Here is a 12355-nt window from a genome sequence, read left to right on the forward strand (position 1 = left end):
CCCAACCCGCACCAACTCCGCTATCATGCCCAGCACGTTCCACCTCGCGAGTCCGCCATGCGCCGCCTGTTTTTCCTGCTGTTCCTGCTGCTGGCCAGCCCTGCCTTCGCCACGGGCCTGCTCGACAACCGCCCCAGCGCCACCCTCGGCGCAGCTTCGCTGGCCAACAACGCCGACTTCCTGCCGGTACACGAAGCGTTCAAGCTCAGCCTGGTCCAGGCCGATGCGCAAACCATCAAGCTGCGCTTCGTCGCAACCGACGGCTACTACCTCTATCGCCACCGTTTCCAGTTCCGCACCGAACCGGCCGACATTGCCCTGGGCACACCAAGCATCCCCAAGGGCGAGGCCAAGCACGATGAGTTCTTCGGCGATGTCGAGGTGTACCACGGCGTGCTCGATATCGAGCTCCCGCGCAATGACCCGCGCGCCTTCACCCTGCTGGTGGGCTACCAGGGCTGCGCCGACAAAGGCCTGTGCTACCCGCCAGAAACCGCACGCCTGAGCATCGATGGCGAAGGCGGCAAAAGCACCCCGGCCGGCGGTGAACACGCCTGGACCTGGAAGTCGCTGCTGCTGTTCTTCCTCGCTGGGGTCGGCCTGACGTTCACCCCCTGCGTGCTGCCGATGCTGCCGATCCTTTCCGGCGTGGTGCTGCGCGGCCAGGCTGGCGGCCTGCGCGGTTTGGCGTTGTCGCTGGCCTATGTGCTGCCGATGGCGGCCAGCTTCGCGGTACTCGGTGCGTTGATGGGGTTGTTCGGCGCCGGCCTGAACCTGCAGGCGCGCCTGCAGTCGGCCTGGGTACTGGTGCCCTTCGCGCTGTTTTTCGTGGTATTTGCCCTGGCCATGTTCGGCCTGTTCGAACTGAAACTGCCGCAAGCCCTGAGCAACCGCCTGAACAATGTGGCCAGCCACACCCGGGGCGGCTCGCTGCTGGGCGCGGCAATACTGGGCGTACTCTCCAGCCTGCTGGTTTCGCCCTGTGTGTCGGCGCCGCTGGCCGGTGCGCTGCTGTACATCAGCGCCAGCGGCGATGCCCTGGGCGGCGCACTCAAGCTGTTCGCCCTAGGCCTGGGCATGGGCGCACCATTGCTGCTGGTGGCTACCGGTGGCGCGGCCTGGCTGCCGAAAAGCGGCCCTTGGCTGAACACGGTGAAGAACGCCATCGGCGTCCTGCTGCTGGGCTTGGCCATCGGTTTGCTCAGCCGTGTGCTGCCAGGCCCGCTGACCTTGCTGCTGGTCGGTTTCCTCGCCGCTGGCGTGGCGCTGTTCCTCGGTGCCCTCGAATTTGTCGTCAAGACCGCGCGCCAGCGCCTGGCCCAACTGCTCGGCCTGGCCCTGCTGGTGTACGCCCTGGCCTGCTGGTACGGCGCCCTCAGCGGCCACGGCGACCCACTGCGCCCGCTGCCGCCGGCAACCCTTGTGGCCACCGGCAACGGGCCCGCGGTGCAGGCGGATAGCTGGCAGACGATCACTACCCCCGCCGCACTGGACGCTGCCCTGGCCCAGGCCAAGGCAGCCGGCCAGCCGGTGCTCTTGGACTGGTACGCCGACTGGTGCATCAGTTGCAAGGTGATCGAACGCGAGGTGCTCACCACGCCGCAGGTGCAAGCGCAACTGGCCGGCTTCAAGCTGCTGCGTTTTGACATCACCGAAAGCAATGCCGAACAACGCAGCCTGCTCGATCGCTACCGGCTGTTCGGCCCGCCCGCCCTGCTGTTCTTTGCCGCGAACGGTAGCGAAATAACCGCTGATCGGGTCATTGGCGAGATAAATGCCAGTGAATTTGCGCAAATTCTCACACGCGTGCGCGGTAAAGTCGGTCTATAACTTCCCGCGAGCTGTGAAAAATCCAGAAATCAGTGACCAAATTTAGTTATTTGGTCACATACTTCGCGCGAACCTCGGACATCGTGCTGGCTATTGCCGGGAACTGGACACTTGCCGTCGCTTTACGGCACACTCGCCGCGCTGTGTCGAATTGCCCTACAAATCCAAGGAATCCGCAGATGGCAACGCTACTGGTGCTCCACGGCCCCAACCTCAACCTGCTCGGTACCCGCGAGCCTGGCCACTACGGCGCCGTGACCCTGGCCCAGATCAACCAGGACCTGGAGCAACGTGCCCGCGCCGCAGGCCACCATCTGCAGTACCTGCAGAGCAACGCCGAATACGAACTGATCGACCGCATTCACGCCGCACGCAACGAGGGTGTGGACTTCATCCTGATCAATCCGGCTGCTTTCACCCACACAAGCGTCGCATTACGTGACGCATTGCTTGCGGTGAGCATCCCATTCATCGAAGTGCACCTGTCCAACGTGCACAAACGCGAACCGTTCCGCCACCACTCCTACTTTTCCGATGTTGCAGTAGGGGTGATCTGCGGCCTGGGCGCCAGCGGTTATCGCCTGGCCCTGGAGTCCGCGCTGGAACAACTGGCTGCCAACGCACAGCCCAAATGATGAAAACCCTGGCCTCAGTGGGCCAGGGTTCGAGAGAAACGTTTCAGATACGTTTTTTTGTATTTCGCCCCCTGACCGAACCTTTGGGAGTTGATGATTAATGGATATCCGTAAAGTCAAGAAACTGATCGAGCTGCTGGAAGAGTCTGGCATCGACGAACTGGAGATCAAGGAAGGCGAAGAGTCGGTCCGTATCAGCCGTCACAGCAAGACCCCGGCTGCCCAGCAGTACTTCGCACCGGCTCCGGTAGCCGCCGCTCCTGTTGCTGCCCCGGTCGCCGCTGCCGCTCCGGCCGCTGAAGCCGCTGCCGCCGCCCCGGCCCTGAAAGGCACCGTGATCCGCTCGCCGATGGTAGGTACCTTCTACCGCAAGCCTTCGCCGACCTCGCCGAACTTCGCTGAAGTTGGCCAGACCGTGAAGAAAGGCGACACCCTGTGCATCGTCGAAGCCATGAAGATGATGAACCACATCGAAGCCGATGTTGGCGGTGTCATCGACGCCATCCTGGTAGAAGACGGCCAGCCGGTTGAGTTCGACCAGCCGCTGTTCACCGTCGTTTGAATCGCGGAGAGCCAACGATGTCTGGGAAGCTCGAAAAAGTCCTGATCGCCAACCGCGGGGAAATTGCCCTGCGGATCCTGCGTGCCTGCAAAGAGCTGGGTATCAAGACAGTCGCCGTGCACTCCACCGCCGACCGTGAACTGATGCACCTGGGCCTGGCAGACGAGTCGGTCTGCATCGGCCCTGCATCGTCCAAGGATTCCTACCTGCATATCCCGGCGATCATCGCTGCCGCCGAAGTGACCGGCGCCACCGCGATCCACCCGGGCTACGGCTTCCTGGCGGAAAACGCCGATTTCGCCGAGCAGGTGGAAAAATCCGGTTTCGCCTTCATCGGCCCGAAAGCCGACACCATTCGCCTGATGGGCGACAAGGTTTCGGCCAAGGACGCGATGATCAAGTCGGGCGTACCGACTGTGCCGGGCTCCGATGGCCCGCTGCCGGAAGATGAAGAAGTCGCCCTGGCGATTGCTCGTGACGTCGGCTACCCAGTGATCATCAAGGCCGCCGGTGGCGGTGGTGGTCGCGGCATGCGCGTGGTGCACAAGGAAGAGGACCTGATTTCCTCGGCCAAGCTCACCCGTACCGAAGCCGGTGCAGCCTTCGGCAACCCGATGGTCTACCTGGAGAAGTTCCTGACCAACCCACGCCACGTGGAAGTCCAGGTACTGTCCGACGGCCAGGGCAACGCCATTCACCTGGGCGACCGTGACTGCTCGCTGCAGCGCCGTCACCAGAAGGTACTGGAAGAAGCGCCAGCCCCGGGCATCGACGAGAAAGCCCGTCAGGAAGTGTTCAAGCGCTGCGTCGATGCGTGCATCGAGATCGGCTACCGTGGTGCGGGTACTTTCGAGTTCCTGTACGAGAACGGCCGCTTCTACTTCATCGAGATGAACACCCGCGTGCAGGTTGAGCACCCGGTGTCGGAGATGGTGACCGGTATCGACATCGTCAAGGAGATGCTGAGCATCGCCGCTGGCAACAAGCTGTCGTTCCGCCAGGAAGACGTGGTCATCCGTGGCCATGCGCTGGAATGCCGTATCAACGCCGAAGACCCGAAGAAGTTCATCCCGAGCCCAGGCAAGGTGAAGCACTTCCACGCCCCGGGTGGCAACGGCGTGCGTGTTGATTCGCACCTGTACAGCGGTTACTCGGTTCCGCCGAACTACGACTCGCTGATCGGCAAGCTGATCACCTACGGCAAGGACCGCGACGAAGCCATGGCGCGCATGCGCAATGCCCTGGACGAGATCGTCGTCGACGGCATCAAGACCAACATCCCGCTGCACCGCGACCTGGTGCGTGATGAAGGTTTCTGCAAAGGCGGCGTCAACATTCACTACCTCGAGCACAAACTGGCCAGCCAGGAGTGATCGCGTAGTGTGATGTACTGAAAACCCCGGACTTGTTCCGGGGTTTTTTATTGCCTGTCAGGGCCTCATCGCCGGCAAGCCAGCTCCCACAGGGATTGCACACGGCTTGAGGTCTATGCGGTCGAGGTGGGAGCTGGCTTGCCGGCGATTGGGCTGCAAAGCAGCCCCCGGGTCCTACCCCTTCATCCGCGGCATCTCGATGTGGTGCTCATGCACCCGCCGGTACAAAGTTGCCCGCGATATCCCCAGAGCCCGCGCCGCATCGGCCGGCTTCCAGCGATGGCGGATCAGCGCATCCAGCAGCAACTGCCGGGCCGGACAGGACATGCTGCTTTCAGCCGATGCGACTACCTCGCCGCGCACCTCCTGCGGCAGGTCCTGCATCTGCACCTGCCCGCCCTCACTCACCGCACAGGCATAGCGCAACACCTGCCGCAGCTGGCGCAAGTTCCCCGGCCAGCGATAGACCAGCAGCGCCTGCAGCGCATCATCCGCCAACACCACCTCGACCCCGCAGGCCTCGGCCTCCTCGACCAGCAACTGGTGAATCAACCCCAAGCGGTCCTCACGCTCGCGCAGCGGCGGCAATTCGAAGCGGGCATTGGCCAGGCGGAAGTAAAGATCCTCGCGAAAACGCCCATCCTCCACCATCGCCGCCAAATCGCGGTGGGTCGCGCAAATCACCTGGATATCCACCCGCTCCCGCCGCGCCGCGCCCAGCGGCGCCACTTCACCCTCCGCCAGCACGCGCAGCAACCGGGTTTGCAGGTTCAGCGGCATGTCACCGATTTCGTCGAGGAACAGCGTGCCGCCATCGGCCTGCTGCAACAGCCCCTGCATACCTTTGCTGGAAGCCCCGGTGAAGGCCCCGGCCACATAGCCGAACAGCTCGCTCTCGATCAGGCTTTCCGGGATGGCCGCGCAGTTCAGGGTGACGAACGGGCCATCGCGACGCAGGCTTTGCTGATGCAGCTGGCGGGCGAACACCTCTTTGCCAGCCCCCGTCTCGCCTTGCACAAGCACCGCCAGATTGCAGTCCTTGACCCGCGTGGCCAGGCGCAGATGCTGCTCGATACGGGCGTCCTGGGCCTGGCGCAACGGCTGCGCACGCTGGCGCTGGCGGGGTGCGCTGACCCGGCCGTACAACCCACCCAGGCCCGGCAGGCGTTGAGCGGACGATGCGTTCACGCGGCGCAACTGATCCATGTCGAACAGCTCGCCAATGTGCTCGGGCAAACGCCCCAGATGCTCCACCAGGCGCTGGCGCGCCAGGCTGTTGATCGCCTGCAGGCGGCCATCGCCATCCCAGGCCAGCAGGTAGTCGGGCTGGCTTTCCACATAGCCAGGCGTGCCATGGGCACGCATTACCCAATGGCCCTGGGCACTGTGCATGAAGAAGGCATTTTCGATCTCGCGCGCAGTCTGCTCGACCAATTGGCGGATCAGGTGCTGGCTGCGGCGGTCGTCCGGCGACTGCAAGGCCGAGACATCCACCACGCCCAGCAACTCGCCCAGCGGGTCGAACACCGGTGCCGCCGTACAGGTCAGGCCAATGAACGCGGCGCGGAAGTGGTCGCGCTTGTGCACCGTGACCGGCGCCTTGCTGGTCAACACCGCCGCCACGCCGCAGGTGCCCTCCTCGCCCTCCGACCAGCAGGTGCCCAGGTACAGCCCGGCCTTGCGGCAGTCGTTGCGGATGGCCGACTCGACCCGGTAATCGATGGTGCGCCCCAAGGCGTCGGTGAGCAGCACGCAGTAGTCGGCACCGCGCACCCGCTCATGCAGGCGGGCCACGGCATCGCTGGCGATACGCAGGAACAGTTCGGCGCGCTCACGGCACTCGTTGAGCAGGCTTTGGGACAGAATGCGCGGCCCCTGCTGGGACCCGGGGTCGAGGCGGTACAGCTCCATGGAACGGCGCCATGAATCGAGAATCAGCGGTGGCACCGGCGCCTGCGGCAGGCGGTCGGCATTCTTCAGCACCCTGCTGACGCAGTCGACATGGGCTCGGGAGTTCGCGGCAAGCATTCAGGCCCTCCGGTTCTCGTTGCTGTTTTTATCGTTGTCCGGCCATTAAGCGCTTCCAGGCATGCCCCGACAAGCACTGCGTGATTACCGGCCGGCTTGAGACGCAGCGTCTCAGCGTCTCGGCCATGCCATACCTCGGCTGGCACCCGGCGTCTCGCCAGCCCGGCCATACGTTCCGGCCAGAGCGCAACGAAACCGCTCTGCCCCGGCGATTTCAGCCAACCCAAGGAAAACTGGCACCGCGCTTGCTCCGGCACTGGCAAACAAGAAACGAGGTGCGCCATGCCGCTACCCGCCCCAACTGTCGGCATCATTGCCAACCCTGCCTCCGGCCGCGACCTGCGCCGCCTGACTGCCAATGCCGGGCTCTATTCGAGTACCGACAAGGCATCGGCGATCCAGCGCCTGCTCGCTGCCTTCGGTGCTACCGGCATCGGCCAGGTGCTGCTGCCCAGCGACATGACCGGCATCGCCGCTGCCGTGCTCAAGGCCAGCCAGGGCCCGGTCGCCCATGACCAGCACTGGCCGGCCATCGAAATCCTCGACCTGCCGCTGACCCAGACTGTTGCCGATACCCGCCTGGCCACCCGCCAAATGGTCGAGCGCGGTGTGGCGATGATCGCCGTGCTTGGCGGCGACGGCACCCACAAGGCAGTCGCTGCCGAGGCCGGGGACGTGCCGCTGCTGACCTTGTCCACCGGCACCAACAATGCCTTCCCCGAACTGCGCGAGGCCACCAGCGCCGGCCTGGCCGGCGGCCTGCTTGCCAGCGGACGGGTACCAGCCAGCATCGGCCTGCGCCGCAACAAGCGCCTGCTGGTGAAGGTGCCCGAACAACAGCTTGCCGAATGGGCACTGGTGGAGGTGGCGGTGTCGCCTCAGCGCTTCATCGGCGCTCGGGCACTGAGCCGCAGCGAAGACCTTTGCGAAGTCTTCGCGTGTTTCGCCGAACCCCATGCCATCGGCCTCTCGGCCCTGTGCGGCCTGTGGTGCCCGGTCTCGCGCCAGGACCCGCACGGTGCCTGGGTACGCCTGAACCCCGGTGCTGAACAAGCGCTGCTCGCACCACTGGCACCCGGCCTGCTGCAAGGCTGCGGCATCACCGCCAGCGGCGCCCTGACGCCCGGCGTAGCCCATCGCCTGAGCCTGGCCAGCGGCACCCTGGCGCTGGACGGCGAGCGCGAAATCGAATTCGCCGAGCATGACAGCCCCACCATCACCCTCGACCACCAAGGCCCATTGAGCGTGGACGTCGAGGCCGTACTGGCGCACGCCGCCCGCCATCACTTGCTGGCCGTGCCCCGTGGCCATCGGCTGCACCCTGCAAACCCGTGTTGAGACAACCCCGGAGAACAACAAGATGTCCAATCAACTCAGTACCGAACAACTGCTGCATGCCTATGAAGTGATGCGCACTATCCGTGCCTTCGAAGAACGCCTGCACGTCGAGTTCGCCACCGGCGAGATCCCTGGCTTCGTGCACCTGTATGCCGGCGAGGAGGCTTCCGCCGCCGGAGTCATGGCCCACCTGCGCGATAGCGACTGTATCGCCTCGACCCACCGCGGCCACGGCCACTGCATCGCCAAGGGTGTGGACGTATACGGCATGATGGCCGAGATCTACGGCAAGAAGACCGGCGTGTGCGGCGGCAAGGGCGGTTCGATGCACATCGCCGACCTGGAAAAAGGCATGCTCGGCGCCAACGGCATCGTCGGTGCCGGCGCTCCGCTGGTGGCCGGGGCGGCGCTGGCGGCCAAGATCAAAGGCCGCGACGATGTATCGGTGGCCTTCTTCGGCGATGGCGCCTCCAACGAAGGCGCCGTGTTCGAAGCCATGAACATGGCCTCGATCATGAACCTGCCGTGCATCTTCGTGGCCGAGAACAACGGCTACGCCGAAGCCACCGCCTCGACCTGGTCGGTTGCCTGCGACCATATCGCCGATCGCGCGGCCGGGTTCGGCATGCCCGGTGTCACCATCGACGGTTTCGACTTCTTTGCCGTGTACGAGGCCGCCGGCGCTGCCATCGAACGTGCGCGTTCCGGGCAAGGCCCGTCGCTGATCGAGGTCAAGCTCAGCCGCTACTACGGCCATTTCGAAGGCGATGCACAAACCTACCGCGCCCCGGACGAAGTGAAGAACCTGCGCGAATCCCGCGACTGCCTCATGCAGTTCCGCAACAAGACCACCCGCGCCGGCCTGCTCACGGCTGCGCAACTGGACGCCATCGACGCCCGCGTCGAGGACCTGATCGAAGACGCCGTGCGCCGCGCCAAGTCCGATCCCAAGCCACAGCCCGCCGACCTGCTCACCGACGTCTACGTCGCCTACCCCTGAGCCGCGGATTACAAGAACAACAGGAGAATCACCATGGCAAGAAAGATCAGCTACCAGCAGGCCATCAACGAAGCCCTGGCCCAGGAAATGCGCCGCGACAACACTGTATTCATCATTGGCGAAGACGTTGCCGGCGGCGCCGGTGCCCCCGGCGAGGATGACGCCTGGGGGGGCGTGCTGGGCGTGACCAAGGGCCTTTACCATCAGTTCCCGGGGCGCGTGCTCGACGCACCGCTGTCGGAAATCGGCTACGTCGGCGCTGCCGTCGGTGCTGCCACCCAGGGCCTGCGCCCGGTGTGCGAGCTGATGTTCGTCGACTTCGCCGGCTGCTGCCTGGACCAGATCCTCAACCAGGCCGCCAAGTTCCGCTACATGTTCGGCGGCAAGGCGGTAACCCCGCTGGTGATGCGCACCATGTACGGCGCCGGCCTGCGCGCGGCGGCCCAGCACTCGCAGATGCTCACCTCGCTGTGGACGCACATTCCCGGCCTGAAGGTGGTCTGCCCGTCCTCGCCGTACGATGCCAAGGGCCTGTTGATACAGGCGATCCGCGACAACGACCCGGTGATCTTCTGCGAGCACAAGCTGCTCTACAGCATGCAGGGAGAGGTGCCGGAAGAGGTGTACACCGTACCGTTCGGTGAGGCCAACTTCCTGCGTGATGGCGACGACGTGACCCTGGTCACCTATGGCCGCATGGTGCATGTGGCGCTGGAGGCCGCCAACAACCTGGCCCGCCAGGGTATCGACTGCGAAGTGCTGGACCTGCGCACCACCAGCCCGCTGGATGAGGACAGCATCCTGGAAAGCGTGGAAAAGACCGGCCGCCTGGTGGTGATCGACGAAGCCAACCCGCGTTGCTCCATGGCCACCGACATCAGCGCGCTGGTGGCACAGAAGGCCTTCGGCGCGCTCAAGGGCCCGATCGAAATGGTCACCGCCCCGCATACTCCTGTGCCGTTCTCCGATGCACTGGAAGACCTGTACATCCCTGACGCGGCGAAGATCGAGGCTGCGGTACGCAAAGTGATCGAAGCCGCAAGGAGTGCCGCATGAGCCAGATCCATACCCTGACCATGCCCAAGTGGGGCCTGTCGATGACCGAGGGCCGGGTGGATACCTGGCTGAAGCAGGAAGGTGACGAAATCAACAAGGGCGACGAGGTGCTGGACGTCGAGACCGACAAGATCAGCAGCAGCGTCGAAGCCCCGTTCAGCGGTGTGTTGCGCCGCCAGGTGGCCAGGCCTGATGAAACCCTGCCGGTCGGTGCCCTGCTGGCGGTGGTGGTGGAAGGCGAAGCCGAAGAAGCCGAAATCGATGCCGTGGTGCAGCGCTTCCAGGCCGAGTTCGTCGCCGAGGGGGGCGCCGACCAGGCCCAAGGGCCAGCGCCACAGAAGGCTGAAGTGGCTGGCCGGCAGTTGCGCTGGTTCGAGCTCGGTGAAGGCGGCACGCCGCTGGTGCTGGTGCACGGTTTTGGTGGCGACCTCAACAACTGGCTGTTCAACCACCCGGCGCTGTCTGCCGAGCGACGGGTAATCGCCCTCGACCTGCCGGGCCATGGCGAGTCGGCCAAGGCCCTGCAACGGGACGACCTGGATGAGTTGAGCGAAACCGTACTGGCCCTGCTCGACCACCTGGACATCGCCAAGGCCCACCTGGCCGGCCACTCCATGGGCGGCGCGGTCAGCCTGAACGTGGCGCGCCTGGCGCCGCAACGGGTGGCCAGCCTGAGCCTGGTGGCCAGTGCCGGGCTGGGCGAGGAGATCAACGGACAGTACCTGCAAGGCTTCGTCGCTGCCGCCAACCGCAATGCCCTCAAACCGCAGATGGTACAGCTGTTTGCCGACCCCGCACTGGTAACGCGGCAGATGCTGGAGGACATGCTCAAGTTCAAGCGACTGGAAGGCGTGGACGACGCGTTGCGCCTGTTGGCATCGGCCATCGCTGACGGCGACCGGCAGCGCCACGACCTGCGCGGGGTGCTGGGACAACACCCGGCCCTGGTGGTGTGGGGCGGCAAGGACGCGATCATCCCGGCCAGCCATGCCGAAGGGCTGGAGGCTGAAGTGCTGGTGCTGCCCGAGGCTGGCCACATGGTGCAAATGGAGGCGGCCGAACAGGTCAACCAGCAACTGCTCGCGTTCCTGCGCAAGCACTAAGCCCTTTCCGTGAGCCTGGAGAACAACAATGAACGACCTGAGCCACACCCACATGCGCGCCGCCGTCTGGCATGGCCGCAATGATATTCGCGTCGAACAGGTGCCCCTGCCGGCCGACCCTGCGCCCGGCTGGGTGCAGATCAAGGTGGACTGGTGCGGCATCTGCGGCTCCGACCTGCACGAATACGTCGCTGGCCCGGTATTCATCCCGGTGGAGGCACCGCACCCGCTGACCGGCATCCAGGGCCAGTGCATCCTCGGCCACGAGTTCTGCGGCCAGATCGCCAAGCTGGGTGAAGGCGTGGAAGGTTTTGCCGTCGGTGACCCGGTGGCTGCGGACGCCTGCCAGCATTGCGGCACCTGCTACTACTGCACCCACGGCCTGTACAACATCTGCGAGCGCCTGGCCTTCACCGGCCTGATGAACAACGGCGCCTTTGCCGAACTGGTCAACGTGCCCGCCAACCTGCTGTACCTGCTGCCGCAGGGTTTCCCGGCAGAGGCCGGGGCGCTGATCGAACCGCTGGCGGTGGGCATGCATGCGGTAAAGAAGGCCGGCAGCCTGCTTGGCCAGACGGTGGTGGTAGTTGGAGCCGGCACTATTGGTTTGTGCACCATCATGTGTGCCAAGGCGGCAGGCGCGGCGCAGGTGATCGCCCTGGAAATGTCCTCGGCGCGCAAGGCCAAGGCTAGAGAGGTTGGCGCCAGCGTAGTGCTGGACCCCAGCCAGTGCGACGCCCTGGTGGAAATCCGCAAGCTCACTGCCGGGCTGGGCGCGGATGTGAGTTTTGAATGCATCGGCAACAAACACACGGCCAAGCTGGCCATCGACACCATCCGCAAGGCGGGCAAGTGCGTGTTGGTGGGGATATTCGAGGAGCCTAGCGAGTTCAACTTCTTCGAAGTGGTGTCCACCGAAAAGCAGGTGCTGGGCGCGTTGGCGTACAACGGCGAGTTTGCCGATGTGATTGCCTTCATCGCTGACGGCAGGCTGGACATTCGCCCGCTGGTGACCGGGCGGATCGGGCTGGAGCAGATTGTCGAGCTGGGCTTCGAGGAGTTGGTCAACAACAAGGAGGAGAACGTGAAGATCATCGTTTCGCCGGGCGTGCGCTGATTGCACCTCAAAGGCAACACGGAACCTGTGGGAGCGGGCGTGCCCGCGAACCAGGCAACTCGGTGGATGGCACCGGCTTCGCCGGTGTTCGCGGCTAAAGCCGCTCCCACAGGTATTGCGCAAAGCTGAAGGTCACCGCAATACCTGTGGGAGCGGGTTCACCCGCGAAGAAGACCACACGGTACATGGCACCGGCTTCGCCGGTGTTCTCGGGCACGCCCGCTGCCACAGGTTCCGTGCCAGCTTTTCAATGCAGTGCAGGCTCGAGAGCTGCGCCAGCACATGCGTTCGCTGTTTCAGGACCCCATTCTGC

The 12355-nt window shown here is 64.7% G+C and carries 10 protein-coding genes; 9 read left to right on the forward strand and 1 reads right to left on the reverse strand.

The window, feature by feature from the left end:
- Window positions 1–57: 57 nt before the first annotated feature.
- The 4 genes from IMX18_RS21490 to accC all read left to right on the forward strand — a co-directional run bounded on the left by IMX18_RS21490 (window position 58) and on the right by accC (window position 4400).
- Complete coding sequence (locus IMX18_RS21490) at window positions 58–1830, forward strand: protein-disulfide reductase DsbD (RefSeq protein ID WP_015268814.1); 1773 nt, start codon at window positions 58–60, stop codon at window positions 1828–1830.
- A gap of 179 nt (window positions 1831–2009) precedes the next feature.
- The gene (gene aroQ, locus IMX18_RS21495) at window positions 2010–2465 is read left to right on the forward strand and encodes a type II 3-dehydroquinate dehydratase (RefSeq protein ID WP_003255330.1); all 456 of its coding nucleotides are present in this window, start codon (window positions 2010–2012) and stop codon (window positions 2463–2465) included.
- 100 nt (window positions 2466–2565) lie between these two features.
- Entirely contained in the window at window positions 2566–3027 is a 462-nt protein-coding gene (accB, locus tag IMX18_RS21500; RefSeq protein WP_015268813.1) for an acetyl-CoA carboxylase biotin carboxyl carrier protein, read from the forward strand.
- A 17-nt stretch (window positions 3028–3044) separates the two neighbouring features.
- On the forward strand, window positions 3045–4400 hold the full coding sequence (gene accC / locus IMX18_RS21505) for an acetyl-CoA carboxylase biotin carboxylase subunit (RefSeq protein WP_003257054.1): 1356 nt from the start codon (window positions 3045–3047) through the stop codon (window positions 4398–4400).
- A 174-nt stretch (window positions 4401–4574) separates the two neighbouring features.
- Here accC and IMX18_RS21510 read toward each other — a convergent pair whose 3' ends face one another.
- A complete protein-coding gene (locus tag IMX18_RS21510; RefSeq protein ID WP_015268812.1) occupies window positions 4575–6428 on the reverse strand; it encodes a sigma-54-dependent Fis family transcriptional regulator in 1854 nt (617 codons plus the stop codon).
- A 282-nt stretch (window positions 6429–6710) separates the two neighbouring features.
- Between IMX18_RS21510 and IMX18_RS21515 the strand changes: the two genes are divergently transcribed.
- The 5 genes from IMX18_RS21515 to IMX18_RS21535 are packed head-to-tail and all read left to right on the forward strand — an operon-like array spanning window position 6711 to window position 12042.
- Complete coding sequence (locus IMX18_RS21515; protein WP_015268811.1) at window positions 6711–7766, forward strand: ATP-NAD kinase family protein; 1056 nt, start codon at window positions 6711–6713, stop codon at window positions 7764–7766.
- 22 nt (window positions 7767–7788) lie between these two features.
- Window positions 7789–8766, forward strand: a complete 978-nt coding sequence (locus IMX18_RS21520) for a thiamine pyrophosphate-dependent dehydrogenase E1 component subunit alpha (RefSeq protein ID WP_015268810.1) — start codon at window positions 7789–7791, stop codon at window positions 8764–8766.
- Window positions 8767–8799: 33 nt separating this feature from the next.
- Window positions 8800–9822 (forward strand): alpha-ketoacid dehydrogenase subunit beta, encoded by a 1023-nt coding sequence (locus tag IMX18_RS21525; protein ID WP_013970705.1) that lies wholly within the window; start codon window positions 8800–8802, stop codon window positions 9820–9822.
- Window positions 9819–10925, forward strand: coding sequence for an acetoin dehydrogenase dihydrolipoyllysine-residue acetyltransferase subunit (locus tag IMX18_RS21530; protein ID WP_217190800.1), 1107 nt, complete (start codon window positions 9819–9821; stop codon window positions 10923–10925). Before IMX18_RS21525 ends, IMX18_RS21530 begins: the two co-directional genes overlap by 4 nt.
- 52 nt (window positions 10926–10977) lie before the next feature.
- Complete coding sequence (locus IMX18_RS21535; RefSeq protein WP_225903947.1) at window positions 10978–12042, forward strand: 2,3-butanediol dehydrogenase; 1065 nt, start codon at window positions 10978–10980, stop codon at window positions 12040–12042.
- Window positions 12043–12355: the final 313 nt, after the last annotated feature.

It is taken from the genome of Pseudomonas shirazica, assembly GCF_015168335.1.
GTDB classification, from domain to species: Bacteria; Pseudomonadota; Gammaproteobacteria; order Pseudomonadales; family Pseudomonadaceae; genus Aquipseudomonas; species Aquipseudomonas asiatica.

Coding starts and splice junctions, on each gene's coding strand:
- IMX18_RS21490 (WP_015268814.1), top strand. CDS start 58: ATGCGCCGCCTGTTTTTCCTGCTGTTCCTGCTGCTGGCCAGCCCTGCC.
- aroQ (WP_003255330.1), top strand. CDS start 2,010: ATGGCAACGCTACTGGTGCTCCACGGCCCCAACCTCAACCTGCTCGGT.
- accB (WP_015268813.1), top strand. CDS start 2,566: ATGGATATCCGTAAAGTCAAGAAACTGATCGAGCTGCTGGAAGAGTCT.
- accC (WP_003257054.1), top strand. CDS start 3,045: ATGTCTGGGAAGCTCGAAAAAGTCCTGATCGCCAACCGCGGGGAAATT.
- IMX18_RS21510 (WP_015268812.1), bottom strand. CDS start 6,428: ATGCTTGCCGCGAACTCCCGAGCCCATGTCGACTGCGTCAGCAGGGTG.
- IMX18_RS21515 (WP_015268811.1), top strand. CDS start 6,711: ATGCCGCTACCCGCCCCAACTGTCGGCATCATTGCCAACCCTGCCTCC.
- IMX18_RS21520 (WP_015268810.1), top strand. CDS start 7,789: ATGTCCAATCAACTCAGTACCGAACAACTGCTGCATGCCTATGAAGTG.
- IMX18_RS21525 (WP_013970705.1), top strand. CDS start 8,800: ATGGCAAGAAAGATCAGCTACCAGCAGGCCATCAACGAAGCCCTGGCC.
- IMX18_RS21530 (WP_217190800.1), top strand. CDS start 9,819: ATGAGCCAGATCCATACCCTGACCATGCCCAAGTGGGGCCTGTCGATG.
- IMX18_RS21535 (WP_225903947.1), top strand. CDS start 10,978: ATGCGCGCCGCCGTCTGGCATGGCCGCAATGATATTCGCGTCGAACAG.